The sequence below is a fragment of the Staphylococcus equorum genome (genome assembly GCF_029531845.1).
Lineage (GTDB): Bacteria > Bacillota > Bacilli > Staphylococcales > Staphylococcaceae > Staphylococcus > Staphylococcus equorum_C.
The window spans coordinates 57890-78455 of record NZ_JAMBPV010000006.1; the positions used below are offsets into that span (position 1 = coordinate 57890).

Below are 20566 nucleotides of genomic sequence, written 5' to 3' on the forward strand. Positions count from 1 at the left end.
GTTAATCACCTAAGCTATCAGATTCTCTCATAGTCTTCGTCGTACCTAAGAAATAGGTGAAGACGAAACCACCTGCGTACGCAGCGAGTAGTCCTGCAATATATCCTAAATACATATGATCTGAAATCAAAGGTAACAATGAGATTCCACTAGGCCCGATTGCAGTTGACCCGATGTGGCCAATACCGCCAATAACAGCGCCGCCAATGCCTCCACCAACACATGCAGTGAAGAATGGTTTGCCTAACGGTAAAGTTACACCATAAATTAATGGTTCTCCGATACCTAAGAATCCTACAGGTAGTGCACCTTTGAGTGTGTTTCTTAATGTCGTATTTTTTCTACATCTTACCCATAAAGCTAAAGCAGCACCAACTTGACCAGCACCTGCCATTGCAGCAATAGGAAGTAAATAAGTTGCCCCTGTTTGATTGATCATTTCAATATGAATAGGTGTAAATATATGGTGTAATCCTAACATAACTAACGGTAGGAAAAAAGCACCGATGATAAAGCCACTAAAAACGCCACCGATACTGATTGTAGCATTGATGACAGATACTAAACCGTCAGAAACAAAGCCAGCTAATGGCATAAAGATAAATATAGTTAATAACCCGATGATAAATAATGTAATAGTTGGTGTGACAATAATATCTACTGCATTAGGGACAATTTTATGTAATCGTTTTTCAACGATACTAAGAAGCCAAACTGCAAAAATAACGCCAATAATACCACCTTGACCAGGCTGTAGTGGTTCGCCTGTAAAGATATTAATAATTGCATTTTTATCAGTTAATCCTGTGAGTAACGTTGTACCACCAATAACACCACCTAATCCTGGTGTTGCACCGAATTCTTTGGCTGCATTAATACCAGTAAAGATAGCTAGATAAGCTAACATACCATCTTTAATTACATTGAATACTGTGACAAGTTGTGTAATCCAGTCTCCAGAAATTTGACCTGCAGCCAAAAGGTTACTTAATACTGCAGCAATACCACCGATTAATCCGGCACCAATAAAGGCGGGAATTAATGGGATAAAGATATTGGCAATTGTTTTTAATAATTTATTGAAGGCGCCGCGCTTTTGTTTGCTTTGAATTGCTGTTTTATTTTCTTGTGCTTTTGCTTCAGCATCAGCTTTATAGTTCGTTGAGTTGTGAGGGATTGTTTCGCCTAGACGTACACCGCTTAATTGAGATATATGATCCGCTACTTTATTAACAGTTCCTGGACCAACTACCACTTGCACGCGTTCGTCTTTTACGACGCCCATAACACCGTGAGTTGCTTTTAATTTAGTATAATCTACTTTGTTTTCGTCGATTACTTTAATTCTGACACGTGTCATACAATTAATAACATTATCCATATTCTCAAGGCCACCAACAGCGTCTATAATATGTTCTGCGAGTTTTTGTTCTTTTGTCATCCTATATACCTCCTTATTACATCATAGTTATATGGTTCATGTGGCAACGCGACATTGTTATTTAAAACAAGTGAATTAATTTTTTATTGCTTGTTTAATAATGTTGTCGTTTTGACGTAATTTTGTTTCTGCTTCAGTTTTTGAAACATCACATAGGTACATAACGACTGCCTGTTTAAGGTTTTGGTCTGCGTCATTATAAAGCTTTTGAGCTTGTACATATGAGATATCACAAATATCTTGAATAATACGCACTGAGCGGTCAACTAACTTATGGTTTGTGGCTTTTACATCTACCATAAGGTTGCCATAAACTTTTCCCACTCCGACCATCGTGATTGTGGAAATCATATTAAGAATTAATTTCTGTGCTGTTCCTGATTTTAATCTCGTAGAACCAGTTAACACTTCGGGACCGACATTAACTTCTACGGGGAATTCCGCTAGTTTGCTAATTTCTGTACCTACATTGCAAGAAATGGCGACTGTATGGGCACCAATCTCTGTAGCGTATTTTAAACCGCCTTTGACGTATGGCGTAGTTCCACTTGCCGCAATGCCTATAACCACATCGTTGTCTGTTAAGGCAATGTGTTTTAAATCGTCTTGTGCCATTGGTTCACTGTCTTCAGCACCTTCAACTGCGACTGTCATAGCAGGTTGACCTCCTGCTATTAATCCAATAAATTCATCAGGTGTTGTATTAAATGTAGGTACACATTCTGCTGCATCAAGTACGCCGAGTCTTCCACTTGTGCCTGCGCCCATATAGATAACACGGCCACCTTTTTTAAATTGCTTCGTTGTAACTTCAATGACTTTAGCTAAGTCAGGCAATATTTGTTTTATCTGTTGAGGTACTTTTTGGTCTTCTTCATTCATAGTTTCTAAAGCTTGTTGAATAGACATTTCGTCTAAGTGCATCGTAGATTCATTTCGTGATTCAGTTATTAAATTACTCATCTTTACAGCTCCTTATTCTTGTGGGTAAATTCAAATGTGTCATTAGGACGTATGCATTGAATTAATGGTAAATCGGTATGTTTCACTTTGCCTACCACATTGATATGATCATGCGAGGGTAAATCATTTTTAATAATCTGTAATTCACCTTGATAACGACCATTAAGTTTATTATCCACGGTTATAGTACCGAAATTACGATCATTTGTTGAAAATGGTGTAACCTCTGCATCACAGTAGAGACGAGCTTCTTGTGATCTAATGACATGAGCTGGGTTATCAGCACGTACAGTATGAGGTTTAAATAGTATTGATGATACTTGGTCATCTAAAAGCTCAATATCTAAGTTGAAATGTCTGTGATGTAAAAAAGTAATGAGCTGTTGTGCAATATGTGAATCAATGAGTGGATCACCAATCATCACATGTTCGACTAAGTTATCTTTAAGTAACTGTGCGCTTTGAATAGGGTGTTGGTATCTTGTTGATTCAATTGTTGGTAAACCTTTATAAAGAGGGCCACGCAACGTTGAACCAGTGATGAAACCAAAGATATCTGCTTGCGCGTTATATTTTAAAATTAAATTGTTTTGTGACGCTACAAATTGTGGTTCCAAACCAGTGTCAGGTCTTGGATAATAATTATGGCAATAACAGAGATAAGTAAAATCTTTAAGTTCATGATAAAGCTGTTGCAATAATTGCTCTGAGATGATGCTAGCATTGATGCAACATTTGAACCCATTATTGATAATATCGTTGACGACATCTAAAGAAGTGCTATGATCAATACGAATCATAAATTCTGCTTCATCATATTGATTTAAAAATTGATAGAAATTGTGATCCAGCAACAAAGGATTGATATCAATCATATATGTAAGCTGATCATTAGATAAATAATCTAAAAGTTCTCCCAAATAGCGATATTTAGTACTTTCGTTTTCTTCAGGAATTTGTACAGATGTAAAAATTGTAGTGTACCCTGAAGTAATCATCCGTTTGATATATGGTTTGTCGATGGGCTGTCCAAGATATATAGAAAATCCATGCATTGCTATCACTCCTTAAATTGCTGTAATCGTTTTCATTGTACAACACATGAAAAACTATTACAATTTTAATTTTTTTAAACTTTAGAATGTAATATTATTACAAAAGAGGGGTTAATAATTGATGAATACGAAACAAGCGTTGCTGAATATCACTTATATATTTCGTCGTATTACTTACTGTTAGTTCATCTATAGGTTGCTCAATTTGATCTGAAAGAAATATAAAGTAATTGTAGTGGATAAGCGAAGTGTGATGTTTTGAGACGCTTTTTAAATCGGAGTATTCTTTATTGATATAATCATGAATATCTTGTTTGAATTCGTTTTTCTTTTTATGATTAGTTACGATCGCGAATTTATATATTTCGAGTAAATTCAATAATTTACTGATGTGTTGTTCTAATTGATGGAATTCCAGGTTATACATAAAGACTTCCTTTCATAAATTTGATGATATTGCTTTGTTTAACTGTAAAATAATCCATTGTGTGTAGAGTGAATTTCAATATTGAATCATGAATGGCGTTGGGGATGTCTATAATCATGTGTAAGGCGGAAGAAAATTTTGGGGATTACTAAGTCGTGAGTCTGTTATATCAATACAATATGCTATATTTGTTAAAAGTGTAAATTGAAAATTATTACAGTAACTGTCTGACTCCTTTAAAAACAAAAAATCCAACTGAGACATTTAAGACTCAGTTGGATTTAAAAATTGTTGATAATTATTTATTGTAATGTCTTGAGTCTTAATTGTCTTTTCAAATGAATATGAGATGTCGTGTATATCAATAATAGGAATCTCATTTGTTTTACCCAGACCAATTTCAAAAACGACTGCTTTCCACAAACCTTTTTCACATAACAATCCGATAAAAATAACATTTTCAGTACCGACATTTGTACCGTTATTGTATTCCATTGCCATAACATTTCTTTCAGTACAATAAATGAGGACTTCAGAAAATATAGGTGGTAAATTTGTATGTTCTCGATGATCAAATTTAATATAACGATCTAGCTTTTTCAAAGCACGTCGCATTTTTGTATAAGGTAAGTTTAAACACTTTTTAATAATTGCATTAACTTCTTCTTTATAAGGTAACGTTGTGTAAGACTGACTTTCATTAAGCACTAAGAACAAAGCGGATAGTTGATTCTCAGTTAGCTCAATCTCGTAACTATTTGGTGTTTCTTGAAGTTGATAGCCACCTAGTTTACCGTGCTTTGCTAAAATTTTCACACCTTGATCTTCTAAATCTTGAATATCTCTTAAAATCGTTCGTTTTGATACATCTAAATCTTTTGCTAACTCTGAAGCGGTAATTTGTCTATTCTCTTGAATAGCTAGAACAAGTTTATTTTGTCTTTCGCGTTTATTCATTAGAAAGTCACCTCCCAAATGATTACATATTACATTTATTATATCATAAAAGTGACAATGACGACATTTAGAAAAACTTTTTTTAAAAAAACAAAGAAAACGCTTACATTTACGGAGAACTTATGTTAGTATGTAGTTAGTAACAAGGGGGTAGCGAGTAGATGACAAAGGGGTAGGCTATTACATATAGTTTTGTTAACATCTATTTCGTTCACGTTACTAATCAAACATCTTCAATATTTATTACTTACTTTCCTTTCTATTTAACCGACTAGCTACGCTGGTCGGTTTTATTTTTATGCCATAACGTCAATATGTGTGCCAAAATTTTTAATGGTCATGATATATCATATATTTCATTAATATTTCTATGATAAAATATAATAAATTAAAGATAGTTGATACGTAATAATGAACATAATAATTTATGAATATAAAGAGGTGCCTATACATGGAAAAAGAACAATTAATTTATATAGATGATGCTGTGAGAGCTTGGCTTGAGACATTGGATGAAATTATCCCGAAGTTAATCAAAGACATGGTTACGAGTACGAAACAAAATAGGTTTGATTTAGTTACGAATGTTGATAAATCAATACAACAAAACTTCGAACAATTTTTAAAGCAAAACTTTCTGGAACATCAGTTGTTCGCTGAAGAAAAGTCGAATGTGGAAGTGCAACCTAAAGAAGGTCATGTATGGGTAATGGACCCAATTGATGGAACGACAAATTTAGTTAAACAACAAGAAGATTATTGTATCATTCTAGGTTATTTTATTTATGGTGAACCAGTGCTGTCATATATTTATGACTATCCACATGGTCAACTGTACAAAGCAGCTAAAGGGTACGGTGCATATGTGAATGGTAAACCATTAGAAAAACCTGAAAATATTGATTTACAAGATGCGATTATTTCATTTAATACTTTAGTTATGAATGATGAAACGATTCATGGTTTAAATGATGCTTCATTTAGCCATCGTTTTATCGGATCTTGTGGTTTAGATTCAATCCGTGTAATCAAAGGACAATTCGGTGCGCATGTTAATACAAATCCAAAACCTTGGGATATCGCAGCGCAATTCTTGTTTGCCAGTGAACTTGGACTTAAAATGACGACTTTAGATAATACGCCGCTAGACTTCTCTAAAGCAGGCCCATTTATTATTAGTAACAATGGTTGTCATGAAAAAGTATTAGGTATACTAAATTCAGGAAAGGGATACAAAATACAATAAAAAATCACTGTATTTATTATTTATTATATAAATAATAGGTCTAAAGCACTATGCCAAACCCAACTTATTAATATATAATGTATTACTAAATGAGAGAAATTGAATACAGAAACGGAGAATGATAAGAGTGAATCGTTCTAAAAAAAATAAAAAAATGGGATTACCAACTAAGTTAATATTGTGGTTCTTTGGTATATTAGTTTTATTAGCTTTATTAGCAGTTATTTATCTAGGATTTAAAATATTTTCTGTTGGAGGGTCAATTCATAATCCTTTAGATAGAGATAAATCTTCATTAAGAGATAAAGACGTAAATTTAGATGACGGTGACCCATTTACTATTGCGTTGTTTGGTGTAGATTCTGATGCCAAAAGAGATGCTGATGGTGGCGGGCAGCGTAGTGATACAGTAATGGTATTATCGATTAATCCTCAGAAAAAAACGACAGAAATTGTCAGTATTCCAAGAGATACACAAGCGGAAATAGTAGGTAAAGGTACCACTGAAAAAATCAACCATGCATATGCTTATGGGGGGCCTGATATGGCGGTGAAATCGGTAGAGAATTTACTGAATGTACCTATTGATCACTACGCAACGATAGATATGGACGGTATGCAAGATATGATAGATACTGTCGGTGGTATCAATGTAACGAGCAACGCATCATTCTCATATGATGGATATCAGTTTAGTCAGGGCGTTCAATCCCATATGGATGGTAAAGAAGCGATGGCATTTCTTAGAAGTCGTAAAGAAGAAGGCGCTGGTGGAGACTTTGGTCGTCAAGAACGTCAACAACTTGTTATCCAAGGCTTAGCTAATAAACTTACAAGTATCAGTTCAGTCACACATTTTAATTCATTAATGAATCATGTTGAAGATAATGTAAAAACTGATCTTACAGTTGGAGAATTAAACAAAATAAGAAGTAATTATAATGACGCGAATGAACAAGTCAATAGACATCAATTAGATGGTCAAGGTGGCATACAAGATGATGGGCTGTACTATTTTATACCAAGTGAGAGTTCACTTAGTGAAATTGAAGCAAGCATTAAAGACAATTTAGGAATGTAATTTAAATGAACTATAGATTTTGGCGCATGCTAAGATCTATAGTTTTTTTATTATTCTAATATAGATATGAAAATATATAGCGAGAACGAATTAAAGATAATTCAAAAATAAGTTTTTATAGATATTAAGTTTTGAGCTATAAAGTATATCTAATATAATAAAATGTGAAATAAGATGGAAATCCTTAACATTTAAACAAAATAGATATACAATATAGATAACATTATCTTAAAAAAGTGTGGGCTTTTTAGATGGAATGTTATTCAGCACCTAATAGATATATATAACGCGGGCATCATAAATAATAATAGGGGTGAAGAGAATGCAAGAACATTTGATTGTCTCATTAGATGGCAAAGATTATCTTGTAGAACCTGGGACGAATTTACTTGAGTTTATCAAATCTCAAGATACATTTATTCCATCAATATGCTATAACGAATCGCTAGGTCCAATACAAACGTGTGACACATGTACTGTTGAAATAGACGGTAAAATGGCACGTGCGTGTGGTACAACAATTGATAGACCGATGATTGTTAATACGCAAAATGATAACGTACAAACAAGCCAAAAAGAAGCTTTAGACAGAATCTTACAAAACCATATGTTGTATTGCACAGTTTGTGATTATAACAATGGTGACTGTGAAATACATAATACAATGGATCAATGGGGTTTAGAGCATCAAACTTATGAATATAAAGAAAAGCCATATGAAAAAGATTACGGTCCTTTCTATCGTTATGATCCAAATCAATGTATTTTATGTGGACGCTGTGTAGAAGTATGTCAAGACGTTCAAGTAAATGAAACACTTACAATTGATTGGGAACGCCAACAACCACGAGTGATTTGGGATAATGATACTTCAATCAACGAATCATCGTGTGTAGGTTGTGGTCAATGTGCAACAGTCTGCCCATGTAATGCAATGATGGAAGTGAACATGGAAGGCAGTGCCGGGTATATGACTGATTTAGAGCCTGGATCATTAGCTGCTATGATTGATTTAACGAAAAAAGCGGAACCAGGTTATGGTCCATTGTTTGCAGTGTCTGACTCAGAGGCAGCAATGCGTGAAGAACGCATCGAAAAAACTAAGACAGTATGTACATATTGTGGTGTTGGTTGTTCTTTCGATGTATGGACAAAAGACAGAGAAGTTATAAAAGTTCAACCACAACAAGAATCACCAGCCAATAAAATTGCAACGTGTGTGAAAGGTAAATTCGGTTGGGATTATATTGATTCAGAAGAACGTCTTACAAAACCATTAGTTCGTAAAGATGGTCAATTTGAAGAAGTCGAATGGGATGAAGCACTGAAAGTTGTGTCTGATAACTTTAATAAAGTTAAAGCATCCCATGGTTCAGATGGTTTAGCGTTTATATCATCTTCAAAAGCAACAAATGAAGAGTCATATCTTATGCAAAAGCTTGCAAGACAAGTTATTGGTACAAACAACGTAGATAACTGTTCACGTTATTGCCAAGCACCAGCAACAAAAGGTCTATTTAGAACGGTAGGTCATGGTGGTGACTCTGGTTCAATAGATGATCTAGAAATTGCAGATATGGTCGTGTTAATTGGTACAAACACTGCAGAAGCACATCCAGTTATTGCTTCGCGTATTAAACGTGGTCACAAGCTATATAATAATACTTTAAATGTGTTTGATATACGTAAGCATGAAATGGCTGAACGCGCAGATAATTTCTATCAGCCTAAACCAGGCACTGATTTAGTTTGGTTGTCAGCAGTGACAAAATATATCATCGATAACGATCTTCACGACAAAGCGTTTATCGACGAATGGGTGAATAGCTTTGAAGCGTATCATACATCATTAGCTCCATTTACAATGGAGTTTGCTGAAGAAACAACTGGTATTTCTAAAGAAGCCTTAATAGACTTTGCACATCAAGTTGTAGATGCTGAATCAGTATCAATCGCATGGGCAATGGGCGTGACCCAACAAGACATTGGTAGTGACACTTCAACAGCGATTTCCAATTTATTATTAGCGACAGGTAATTACAGAAGACCAGGCACAGGCGCTTATCCTTTACGTGGTCATAATAACGTACAAGGTTGTAGTGATATGGGGAGTATGCCTGATAAATTCCCAGGATACCAAAGTGTTACTGATGATGAAATAAGAGCAAAATTCGAACGTGAATATGGAGAAACATTACCAAACAAAGTAGGTAAAGATAACCATCAAATGATGGAAGGTATACATGAAGGTGAAATTGATTCCCTTTATTTATATGGTGAAGATACAGGTATCGTCGACTCTAACATTAATTATGTACAAGCTGCATTAGAAAAAGTTGGCTTCTTAGTAGTACAAGATGAATTCTTTACATTTACAGCTTCATACGCAGATGTAGTGTTACCAGCAAGCCCATCATTAGAAAAAACAGGCACATTTACAAATACAGAGCGTCGTATACAACGTCTATATCAAGCTTTAGAACCTAAAGGCGACTCTAAACCAGACTGGCAAATTATCCAAGCTGTAGCGAAAACATTGGGTTATGATTGGAACTATACGCATCCAAGTCAAATCATGGATGAAATCGCGAGACTCACACCGTCATATTCAGGGGTGAATTATGATCGTCTAGAAGGATATAACAGTTTACAGTGGCCAGTAGCAGAAGATGGTACAGACCAACCAACACTGTTCTTAGAAGGCTTTAATTTTGATGATGGAAAAGCGAATTTCTATCCATTAACATTTGATAATTTCTTTAAAGTAAATGAAAAATATGATCTACACGTAAATAACGGTCGTTTATTAGAGCATTTTCATGAAGGTAATATGACTTATAAAGTGCCAGGACTTCAATACAAAATGCCCAACCCATTTGTTGAAGTGTCTCCTGAATTAGCAGAAGATAGAGGCATTCATGAGGGAGCAGAGATTAAATTGATTTCTGACACTGGTGAAGTAGAACTTGTGGCTCATGTTACAGATAGAGTTAAAGGAAAAGAAATCTATATTCCATTAAATAATAATGCTATGGAAAATGGTGATCAAGGAGCCATTAACTTATTAACAAATAGTGATGTAGACAAAGATACAGATACACCATCATATAAACGTACCAGCTGCCGTATGGAAGTGAAGACACGAAGAGGTAAATCACCACTCAATCCTACGAACTTCCGTGTAAATAAACAACGTCAACCACAATACAGCGTTCGAGTTGAAGACAAATGGAAACGTAAAGATTATACTTTCCCAGGAAGTCAGGTGGAGAAATAATGGCTGAAAGAATAACGAATATTAAACGTATGCAAAAAACTGAAGCAGAGATTAAAGAGGAAAATTTAGCTGAAGTGACCGATGCAATTGTAGCAAACAAAGATAGCATTTTAAAAGCAATCAATATCATTAGCACTTTAGATGATGCTAAATTGCTAGATGCTATGTCAGGTGCGATTAAAAGTAGAGGTGTTATAGCCAATAAATTCTCTGTTGAATTAAATAAAGAACAATATTCAGGTTTGATATCAAATATGGCTTCACTTGTATTTTTATTAGGCGATTTAGATGTAAATGATTTATCCGAGATGTTAAATAAAGTAAACAAAGGTTTACGTGTCGCAAATCAGGCCAATCCAAATCAAAAAACATCGATTACTGGTTTGATGGGCATGTTGAAAGACGATGAAATGAATCGTAGTCTGACATATATGATGAATATGCTTAGAGGAATGTCAAGATAAATACTTACAAATAAATATATAGTTAGAATAAAAGTTAGCATCTATTTTAAGTTTAGACTTAATTGGATGCTAACTTTTATTGTTTTTAAAATGACTTATTGAATCAATGCTAAATATGATACAATTTCTATTATTAGAATTAAATTTTACATACTTATTAAGGGTGAGGAGTGGAAGGTTTATCAACGTGAAAATGATTAAAATCATGGCGATTATCTCAAATGTATTTCTAGTTTTAGGAGTTATATTTTTAATAATGATGAATATGATTATGGGTATTACAATGTTCGCTGTTTCATTAGTAATCAGTTTAATGATATTCAATATGTTATTTAGAGATAAGAAAGGTATGAGGATAGCGCTTAACATTTCGTTTGTAATTGTCTTAATTGCTATTATTATTACTTATGTTACATTAACTAAATAAGTGTAAGCTAGGGAGTTATCAAATAATGAATGAAATTATAAAGAAAAGATTAACATTATTTATCATGCTTATTATCATCGTTATATTTGCGATTTTATTAATTATAAACGAGACACATCTATTTGATGATAAAAAGACACATTCTTTTGATGAAGCGGTTGATAAGCAACTTGGTGAAGGCACTTTAAATATGACTGAAAAAAATGGTCAATTTGTTGAGGCTTCTAAAGTCGATGTTAAAAAAGCTATGGATGTAAATAGTGACAAAGATAATTTGAATCATATGGATATTTCTGAAAAAGTGTCAATGTCAGAAAAAGAAGTAAATGATATTTTAAAAGATAAAGGCATATTGAAAAATAAAGGTGAGGCCTTTTTAAAAGCACAAGATGAATATGAAGTTAATGTGCTATACCTTGTGAGTCATGCGCTTGTTGAAACAGGAAATGGTAAATCTGAATTGGCTAAAGGCATAGAAGATGATGGCAAAAATTATTATAATTTTTATGGTATAGGTGCATTTGATGAAAATGCAATACACACAGGTAGCAGTTTTGCTAAAAAACAATCTTGGACTTCACCAGAAAGAGCAATTATGGGCGGAGCTAAATTTGTAAGAGGTAATTACTTTAAAAATGAACAATTATCATTATACCAAATGCGCTGGAATCCAAAATCACCTGGAGAACACCAATATGCCAGTGATGTAGAGTGGGATGAAAACATCGCTACTTTTATGAAGATTTATTATGATAAACTAGGTATAAAGAAAGGTCATATTGATAAGGATTATTATTTATAAAAATTAAGTTATAATATATTTATGACAAAAGATAACAGGGTGTTTTCATGATACGTTTGTTATCTTTTTTTGTGTGATGAGTAATTGACAATACTTAAGCTAATATCAATGAGATTATAAATATATAGTTTTACAAATGTTTTAATATTGAATAGACTAGGAAAATTTGGAGTGAATTGAAAATGAAAATAGCTATAGTTGGCGCAGGTATTGGTGGATTAACAACTGCAGCATTATTAATTGAACAAGGACATGATGTCAAAGTATTTGAAAAAAATAATGAAGTAGCTGAAATAGGTGCTGGTATCGGCATCGGTGGTAACGTTATTGAAAAATTAGGCAATCATGATTTAGCGAAAGGCATTAAAAACGTAGGGCAAATCGTCGATACGATGGAAGTGCGAGATGACAAAAATAACGTGCTATCTAAAGTGAAGTTGAAAAAAAATACGGTAAACTTAACAATGTCTCGCCAAGATTTAATCGACGTTATTCAATCTTATGTGCAAGATTCAACAATCTATACAAATCATTTTGTGACTCATATTGAAAATGGCGATTTAAAAGTGACTTTACATTTTGATAAACAACAGCAAGAAGCATTTGACTTATGTATCGGTGCAGATGGCGTACATTCCAAAATAAGAAATACGGTTGAGCCTAATAGTAAACCTGAATATCAAGGTTATACAGTTTTTAGAGGATTAGTAGAAGACGTAGATATTAAAGATGCTCAAATTGCTAAAGAGTATTGGTCATCGAAAGGTAGAGTAGGGGTTGTACCTTTATTAAACAACCAAGCCTATTGGTTTATTTCCATTAACGCGAAAGAAAAAGATAGTAAAATGAAAGCCTATGGTAAACCTCATTTACAAGCTAGATTTAACCGTTTTCCAAATGAAGTAAGAACGTTATTAGATAAACAAAGCGAAACAGATATTTTATTACATGATATTTATGATTTAAAACCACTAAAAACATTTGTTTACCAACGTGCTATTTTACTAGGTGATGCAGCGCATGCAACGACTCCAAATATGGGACAAGGTGCAGGTCAAGCAATGGAAGACGCAATTGTCTTAGCAAATTGTCTTCAGTCATATTCGTTTGATGAGGCGTTACAACGTTATGATAAATTACGTGTACAGCATACTAAAAAAGTAATTAAACGATCTAGAAAAATAGGTAAGCTCGCACAACGTAGTAATAAACTTGTGGTATCTATAAGAAATGGTATTGCAAAAGCCTTGCCTAATAAGTTAGTTACGAACCAAACTAAGTTTTTATATAAATCCAAAAGTAAATAAAATTGGAATATTTTAAATAATAAGCCCCATCCATTAATAATAATGGATGGGGCTTTAATTTGTACTAAGTATTTAGAACTAAACTTTTAGCAATTAATATATTAATTTACTAAGAACTTAGGTTTTTTATCATTTAGTTTACTAATCGTGTCATTCGCAACAATTTTAGACATCATATCACGAGATTCAAATGTCGCATTACCAATATGTGGTGTGAGTACTACATTGTCTAGTGATTTCAACTCGTCGTTTATTTCTGGTTCGAATTCGAAAACATCTAAAGCTGCGCCTTCAATTTCTTTCTCTTTTAAAGCTTGTACTAAAGCTTGTTCATGAACGATAGGCCCTCTCGAAGCATTAATTAAATAACTTGTTGGCTTCATCATTTTAAATTGTTCAGTGTCGATTTGGTGATGTAAATCTGGATTATATGCAGCGTTAATTGTTACGAAATCTGCATTTTTTAATAAAGTTTCTAAGTCTACATATTTGGCGCCGATTTCACGTTCTTTATCGACTTTTTGATTAGGGCCAGTATAAAGCACATTCATATCAAATGCTTTAGCACGCCTAGCTACAGCAGCACCAATTTCACCTAAGCCAATAATACCAATCGTTTTACCAGAAACTTCTCTGCCACGGAAGAACAGTGGTGCCCATCCGTCAAAGCCAGTTGTACGGCATAATTTATCACCTTCAGCGATACGTCTTGCAACTGCAAGTACGAGCGCAAAAGTTAACTCAGCTGTAGAATTTGTTGAAGCTTTTGGTGTATTTGTAACATCAATATCTTTTTGACGAGCGTATGCTACATCTACGTTATTAAATCCAGCACCATAGTTTGCGACGATTTTTAAATTGCTACCGGCATCAATTACTTCTTTATCTACGTTAGTAGATAAAAGACTAATTAATGCATCAGCATCTTTAACCCCTTGCTTTAAAGTATCTTTATCAATGATACCTTCGCCTTCGTACATTTCAACCTCAAAACCTTGATCTTTTAACAAGTCAAAACCTACTTCAGGTACTGGACCTGCGATATAAACTTTTACCATGTATAATCCCTCCATTATGTATTAAGTATAGTAAATTTCAAAGCACTAAACAAATTATTATATTCATTAAGGAAATAGTTGGATATTGTTTTTAGGTAATGGCTAAAAAGGTGTAGAAAATGATTTAGTTGTTGTTTATGTATATATTTCAAATCACATAAGTCATAAATATCAATTCTCAAAAATAAACGCAACAACCCATTATTAAACGATGGTTTATTGCGTTTATTATAATATCATGATTTAGAAAATGTGTTTTTATTATTTGCTTTTCTAACTTATGAGTTTTAAACCCACAATTGAAAGAATAATCAAGCCAATAAAAAATATACGTTTTGCATTTTTAGATTCATTATATATCAACATGCCTACAAGTGTGCCACCGCCAGTACCGATGCCACTCCAAATTGCATAAGCAGTGCCCATAGGAATGTCGTTCATTGCTACTTTGAGAGTGCTGAAACTACAGATAAAAGCAATTGCTAATAAGACGACTAATGATTTCTTTTTAGTGCGTGTAATTTCATTTAATATGACAACACCGACTACTTCTAATAGCCCCGCAATAAGTAATATAAACCAAGCCATTAGTTTTCAGCCTCCTCTGTAGTTAATTTTAGACCGACGATACCTATTACTAATAGTATGATTAAAACGATTTTCATGAAATTAAAAGGATCACCGAAAAATAGCATATCCACCAAAACAGTGCCGACTGCGCCAATACCTACGAATACGGCATAAACCGTGCCAACGGGTAAAGATTTACACGCAGAAATAACAAGAAAGAAACTTATAATAATAATGATAATCGTACCAATCCAACTAAGTAACGAATCGGCAGTGTTCAAGCCAGTGACCCATAATATTTCTATAAGACCAGCAAGTATAACTTTAAACCATTGCATCATTGTGCCTCCTTTTTTCACCAAACGCTACTATTTTCTCAAATATTCTATTAGACTGCAATATTAAAACTTATATAAAAAATATTGAGCATTAACTACTGAAATTTCGATTCGTTATAACTATAAAAGCCTTACCTGCATATTTACTTTGATGTTATTACCTGAGAAATCTACTCAAAATTAATTTTATACAAAAAAACAGAGTGATTACACCAATCCTGCTGTTTCAAAAGGTAGACAAACCAATTGCTATAAAAGTATTTTGATTGAGTCCTGACTAGTTATTGTGCACTATACGAAGACTTTAGATTGAAGCTGTGCCCACCACGGAAATCGTGCACAAAAAAGTACCAACAAAGTCGAAGACTTTGTTGGTACTCTAAAATGTTCTAAATCCTGTTATTCTAATTTATATTGTAGTAGCGAATATTAGTTAACGTGGATATAGTTATATGAACCTGCTTCACCAGCAGAGATAGTACGTTCACTTACTGAGTAAGGTCCGCCGCTATAATTCATTTCAGAAACCGTTACTGAACCATCACTGTTTACATCTTCAACGTATGCAACGTGGCCCATTGGTCCTTCAGATGATTGTAAGATTGATCCAGCTTCTGGAGAGTTGTTAACTGTGTAGCCTGCAGATGAAGCTGCTGAAGCCCAGTTATTTGCGTTACCCCAAGTAGAACCGATACCTCCGCCTACTTTATCAAATACGTACCAAGTACATTGACCTGAAGTGTATAAGTTAGCACTTGAACTTGAAGTTTCTTGTGTAGTAGTTTGGTTTGTTTGTTGAGTTTGCTCTGCTGCACTTGCTTCATTTCCTTGGTCTAATCCTACGATTGCTGCGCCGATACCTGCTGTGATAGTTGTTGCTGTTACTAATTTATTCATAATTAAAAAATCCTCCCAAATTTGTTCGTTCTTAATATTTAATATTTATGTTATTCGTTCGATAGTCTTTAAAGTTAATGTTTTATTTTTCGCTTTGCTTTCAACGACAAGTAATACTCTAACAGATGAATTTAGGTTTGTGTGGTTTGTTACGCTTTTGTAAAACAATTAAAAAAACCTCACATATCGTTGTAATAAACAACATGTGAGGTTACAGAATGGTATCAGCTCGTAATAGTTTGTAAAGAGCAATGCTATAAGGTTTTACAATAAATTAACATTCGAAATAGCTAATTTGTGTTACAAGGATTGTAATAAGTCACAAAATTTAGATTCATTTTATTTGAAAAACCTAATAGAAAATGGTGGTAAATAGTCTTCTCCATTATATGCTTTTACAGCAGCTACGATAGTAAATATGAAATTCAAAATAGCTATAATAGGAAGTAAGATAAAGCCTATTATGATAAACATCGCTATTGAAGCAACGATTGACCAAATCACATAAGAAAGTAAAAAGTTAAAATAATTTTTACCAGCTTTGTCGATGAATGGTGAATCTTCACGTTTAATGAGCCATATAATCAGGGGCACTATTAATGAAGTGAAAAAACTTAAAACATAGATTAAAGTACCCATTAATCTATCGTCGCTACTTGGTTCTTGATTTAAAGCTGTAGAAGATTGATTTGCATTATATTGTTCATCCATATGAATCATGCCTCCCTTATTAAAATAACTATAACAAATATCATTGTTGATTGGTATTTAATTTTAAAGGCTACAATTTAATTTTACAATTAAAAAATATAGCAAAGCGAGCATTGTAAAAAGTGTTGCATTTGATTGAGTGGAACAAATAAATACAATGCATCTAGGAATAGGTTGAATACCAGTGTTTATTAGAAATCTTATTTGGATATACATTATAGTAATGTTTAAAAACAACTATACATACAAATTATTAGAGAAAGAAGGGTATTTATGAAGATAGCAATTGTGGGGTCAGGAAATGGAGCTGTTACAGCGGCATTAGATATGAAACAAAAAGGACATGAAGTGAAGTTATATTGTAGAAACCAATCCATTGATAAGTTTGATAAGGCGATATCAGAAGGAGGGTTTACGTTTAATAATGAAGGCGAAGAAACGTTCATTGAATTTACTGGCATCAGTGATGATATGGAATATGTTGTTAGTGATGCAGAAATAATTCAAGTCATTATACCGTCTACATTTATTGAACACTATGCGCATACGATGGCGCCATTTATAAATGATAAACAATTAATTTTCTTTAATATCGCAGCGGCAATGGCTTCAATTCGTTTTATGAACGTTTTAGAAGATATGCGTATGGAAGTTATGCCGATGTTTGCTGAAGTGAACACATTAACTTATGGAACGAGAGTGAATTTTGATAAAGCGCATGTGGACTTATCGTTGAATGTAAGAAAAGTGCATTTTTCCACTTATGATAAAGAACATTTAAGTGATAGTTTTGACAAAATTGAAATGTTATATCCATATGTTGTAAAAGAGGAAAGTCTTTGGAAAACAAATCTTGAAAATGGGAATCCGGAGGCACATCCTGGTCCAACATTACTCAATGTAGGGCGTATCGATTATGCAGATGACTTTGCACTCTATGAAGAAGGAATAACGAAACATACCGTTCGTTTACTACATGCAGTAGAATTAGAAAGATTAACTTTAGGTCGTAAGTTAGGGTTTGAGCTGTCTCCTGCAAAAGAGGCACGTATTGAACGTGGATATTTAGAAAGAAAAGATGAAGATGAACCGCTAAATAGATTGTTCAACACAAGCCCAGTATTTTCACAAATCAAAGGACCGAATCATGTAAAAAACCGTTATTTAACAGAAGATATTGCATACGGACTAGTATTATGGTCTAGTCTTGGTCGTGAAATTGAAGTTGCAACACCAAATATTGATGCCATCATCATTTTAGCTTCTACTATTTTAGAACGTAACTTTTTTGAAGAAGGGCTCACGATAAATGAATTAGGTAAAGAAAAACTAGGGCTTAATTAATTTGAACTTACAATATGGGGGACTGTGTATGACAAGACAACCAACATTTTTAGAATCAATTTCTACTATTATAGTAATGATTGTAATTGTAATCACAGGATTTGTTGTTTTTGAAATTCCAATACAAGCTTTATTAATTTTAGCTTCAGCGTATGCTGCATTTATAGCAAGACGTGTTGGTTTGAAATGGCAAGATTTGGAAGAAGGTATTACACATCGCTTGGCTACAGCAATGCCAGCTATTTTTATCATTTTAGCAGTCGGTATTATCGTAGGCACATGGATGTACTCAGGAACTGTTCCGGCTTTGATATATTATGGATTAGAATTTTTAAACCCTAATTTATTTTTAGTATCTGCATTTATTATATGTGCAATTACTTCAGTTGCTACAGGTACGGCATGGGGATCTGCGTCTACGGCAGGCATAGCATTAATGGCTATAGCGACACAATTACATATTACGCCAGGTATGGCAGCAGGTGCTATAATTGCAGGTGCGGTATTTGGTGATAAAATGTCACCACTTTCAGATACGACGAATTTAGCAGCTTTAGTAACAAAGGTGAATATCTTTGCGCATATAAGAGCAATGATATGGACAACTGTGCCAGCATCAATCATCGGCTTAATCGTTTGGTATTTTGCAGGTATGCAATTTGGTGGAAATACTAATACGTCGCAAGTGAACCAAATGCTTAGCGAATTATCTCAAATTTATAATATCAATATTTTTGTATGGATCCCCTTATTGATTATTATTGCATGTTTATTATTGAAAATATCGACTGTACCTGCAATGCTTATTTCAAGTTTGAGTGCAATCATTGTTGGCGCATTTAATCATGGATTTAATGTTGTTGATGGTTTTAAGTCCACTTTCGATGGTTTTAATAAAAGCATGGTGCCAGCAAGTAGTGGAGAATTATCGGACAGAGCCATTAACTTGGTTGAGCAAGGCGGCATGATGAGTATGACAGAAATCATTGTTACTATTTTTTGTGGCTATGCTTTTGCAGGTATTGTTGAAAAAGCGGGTTGTTTAGATGTTATATTGAAGACAATATCCAAAAACATAAATTCGGTTGGACAATTGGTACTAGCGACTGTGATCGGTAGCCTAATAATGGTACTCGCAGCAGGTGTAGCTTCTGTAGTCATTATCATGGTTGGAGTGTTAATGATGGAAATGTATAATGATATGGATTTAGATCGGACTAATTTATCAAGAACGCTAGAAGATTCAGGTACGATGATTATTCCACTTATTCCATGGGGAACATCAGGCATTTATTATACACAACAGTTAGGGGTAACGGTGGATCAATTCTTTATTTGGGCAGTACCATGTTACCTATGTATTATATTCGCAATATTTTATGGGTTTTCAGGTATTGGCATTAAAAAAGCAAAAAGTTTATAAACTAAATTATTTAAAGCTATATCGTTAAAAGAGAAAAAACAATAATTCTTAATATAAATTATGAATTATAAGTTTGAAAATATATAATTCGGTTATATATAACTATGGATGAGGTGATTCTATGTTATACCTAGTGATAATTGTAGCGATATTACTATTGGCATCAGGAATTCATCAATACTTCAATGTAGATAAAAAATTAAAACTTCCTTCTATAATCTATTTTGCAATCGGTTTTGTATTGTATATTGTAGCGATATTACTTTATAGGACCGAATTGTTAGATAGTTCAACGTTAATACATGAAATTTTACTAACTACGATATTTGGACTTATTATATTTTGGATTAATTCTCATCGAAATAAGAGTAGCGATACGATTTATTACACGCTTATTATTGTTATATTAACAATCGTATTAGCGATTTTGCCATTGACAGCGACGTCAATAATTTCATTGCAAACGATGTTTATTGTAAGGCTTATTTTCTCAGTTGTATTACTCATAGTAGGTGTGTTTGTGTTATATCAACGGGTTAAAGGTAAAGCTTCAGAGAGTTTTCCGTTACTTTATTTGATGGCTTTTATATATTGGATAGCGATAGCGTATTGGTTTTAATAAATATAATACTTTAGGAGCTTGGGACATAAATGTATGTTTCAGGCTCCATTGTTATAGTGGCAGTAGTTGGTTGCACACCCTTTTTTAGTTAATTTTACGAGAGGGGGGGTAGAAATCATAGTTTGATATCTGCCTCGCTCTCTTTTCTATTTGATA

20 protein-coding genes are annotated in these 20566 nt (G+C 33.6%); 10 read left to right on the plus strand and 10 right to left on the minus strand.

The annotated features are described in order from the left end of the window. Window position 1 precedes the first annotated feature (1 nt). The 5 genes from M4L39_RS08915 to M4L39_RS08935 form a co-directional block, all read right to left on the minus strand. The gene (locus M4L39_RS08915) at window positions 2-1441 is read right to left on the minus strand and encodes a PTS transporter subunit EIIC (RefSeq protein WP_277581698.1); all 1440 of its coding nucleotides are present in this window, start codon (window positions 1439-1441) and stop codon (window positions 2-4) included. A gap of 75 nt (window positions 1442-1516) precedes the next feature. Continuing rightward, window positions 1517-2404, minus strand: a complete 888-nt coding sequence (gene murQ, locus M4L39_RS08920; protein WP_277581699.1) for an N-acetylmuramic acid 6-phosphate etherase — start codon at window positions 2402-2404, stop codon at window positions 1517-1519. Window positions 2405-2406: 2 nt separating this feature from the next. Beyond that, entirely contained in the window at window positions 2407-3459 is a 1053-nt protein-coding gene (locus tag M4L39_RS08925; RefSeq protein ID WP_277581700.1) for a MupG family TIM beta-alpha barrel fold protein, read from the minus strand. Window positions 3460-3556: 97 nt separating this feature from the next. Then, entirely contained in the window at window positions 3557-3886 is a 330-nt protein-coding gene (locus M4L39_RS08930; RefSeq protein ID WP_277581701.1) for a hypothetical protein, read from the minus strand. Window positions 3887-4150: 264 nt separating this feature from the next. After that, window positions 4151-4843, minus strand: a complete 693-nt coding sequence (locus M4L39_RS08935) for a helix-turn-helix transcriptional regulator (RefSeq protein WP_277581702.1) — start codon at window positions 4841-4843, stop codon at window positions 4151-4153. Window positions 4844-5294: 451 nt separating this feature from the next. Here M4L39_RS08935 and M4L39_RS08940 point away from each other — a divergent pair, with 451 nt between their 5' ends. The 7 genes from M4L39_RS08940 (at window position 5295) to M4L39_RS08970 (ending at window position 13447) form a co-directional block, all read left to right on the plus strand. Then, window positions 5295-6089, plus strand: coding sequence for an inositol monophosphatase family protein (locus tag M4L39_RS08940; protein ID WP_277581703.1), 795 nt, complete (start codon window positions 5295-5297; stop codon window positions 6087-6089). 127 nt (window positions 6090-6216) lie between these two features. After that, window positions 6217-7170: an LCP family protein gene (locus M4L39_RS08945; RefSeq protein WP_277581704.1), complete on the plus strand. Its 954-nt coding sequence runs from the start codon at window positions 6217-6219 to the stop codon at window positions 7168-7170. Between the two features lie 322 nt (window positions 7171-7492). After that, entirely contained in the window at window positions 7493-10447 is a 2955-nt protein-coding gene (gene fdhF, locus M4L39_RS08950; RefSeq protein ID WP_277581705.1) for a formate dehydrogenase subunit alpha, read from the plus strand. After that, window positions 10447-10911, plus strand: coding sequence for a DUF1641 domain-containing protein (locus tag M4L39_RS08955; RefSeq protein ID WP_021338437.1), 465 nt, complete (start codon window positions 10447-10449; stop codon window positions 10909-10911). Before fdhF ends, M4L39_RS08955 begins: the two co-directional genes overlap by 1 nt. A gap of 193 nt (window positions 10912-11104) precedes the next feature. Continuing rightward, entirely contained in the window at window positions 11105-11338 is a 234-nt protein-coding gene (locus tag M4L39_RS08960) for a hypothetical protein (protein WP_277581706.1), read from the plus strand. A gap of 25 nt (window positions 11339-11363) precedes the next feature. Next, window positions 11364-12140, plus strand: coding sequence for an N-acetylglucosaminidase (locus tag M4L39_RS08965; protein ID WP_277581707.1), 777 nt, complete (start codon window positions 11364-11366; stop codon window positions 12138-12140). Between the two features lie 182 nt (window positions 12141-12322). Beyond that, entirely contained in the window at window positions 12323-13447 is a 1125-nt protein-coding gene (locus M4L39_RS08970) for an FAD-dependent monooxygenase (RefSeq protein ID WP_277581708.1), read from the plus strand. Between the two features lie 101 nt (window positions 13448-13548). Here M4L39_RS08970 and M4L39_RS08975 read toward each other — a convergent pair whose 3' ends face one another. The 5 genes from M4L39_RS08975 to M4L39_RS08995 all read right to left on the minus strand — a co-directional run bounded on the left by M4L39_RS08975 (window position 13549) and on the right by M4L39_RS08995 (window position 17021). Next, window positions 13549-14505 carry a 2-hydroxyacid dehydrogenase family protein gene (locus tag M4L39_RS08975; protein WP_277581709.1) on the minus strand — a complete coding sequence of 319 codons (957 nt, stop codon included), beginning with the start codon at window positions 14503-14505 and terminating at the stop codon, window positions 13549-13551. Window positions 14506-14778: 273 nt separating this feature from the next. Beyond that, window positions 14779-15093 (minus strand): DMT family transporter, encoded by a 315-nt coding sequence (locus M4L39_RS08980; protein WP_069817616.1) that lies wholly within the window; start codon window positions 15091-15093, stop codon window positions 14779-14781. After that, complete coding sequence (locus M4L39_RS08985) at window positions 15093-15413, minus strand: DMT family transporter (RefSeq protein WP_277581710.1); 321 nt, start codon at window positions 15411-15413, stop codon at window positions 15093-15095. The genes M4L39_RS08980 and M4L39_RS08985 overlap by 1 nt, the downstream gene beginning before the upstream one ends. 429 nt (window positions 15414-15842) lie before the next feature. Then, window positions 15843-16310 carry a CHAP domain-containing protein gene (locus M4L39_RS08990; protein ID WP_277581711.1) on the minus strand — a complete coding sequence of 156 codons (468 nt, stop codon included), beginning with the start codon at window positions 16308-16310 and terminating at the stop codon, window positions 15843-15845. A gap of 339 nt (window positions 16311-16649) precedes the next feature. Further along, entirely contained in the window at window positions 16650-17021 is a 372-nt protein-coding gene (locus M4L39_RS08995) for a DUF4870 domain-containing protein (protein ID WP_277581712.1), read from the minus strand. 273 nt (window positions 17022-17294) lie between these two features. On the opposite strand from M4L39_RS08995, the gene M4L39_RS09000 reads away from it, so the two are divergent. The 3 genes from M4L39_RS09000 (at window position 17295) to M4L39_RS09010 (ending at window position 20407) form a co-directional block, all read left to right on the plus strand. Further along, window positions 17295-18365, plus strand: a complete 1071-nt coding sequence (locus M4L39_RS09000) for an NAD/NADP-dependent octopine/nopaline dehydrogenase family protein (protein WP_277581713.1) — start codon at window positions 17295-17297, stop codon at window positions 18363-18365. A 28-nt stretch (window positions 18366-18393) separates the two neighbouring features. After that, window positions 18394-19788, plus strand: coding sequence for a Na+/H+ antiporter NhaC (nhaC, locus tag M4L39_RS09005; RefSeq protein WP_277581714.1), 1395 nt, complete (start codon window positions 18394-18396; stop codon window positions 19786-19788). A gap of 121 nt (window positions 19789-19909) precedes the next feature. After that, window positions 19910-20407 (plus strand): hypothetical protein, encoded by a 498-nt coding sequence (locus M4L39_RS09010; protein ID WP_277581715.1) that lies wholly within the window; start codon window positions 19910-19912, stop codon window positions 20405-20407. The last annotated feature ends 159 nt before the right edge of the window (window positions 20408-20566 follow it).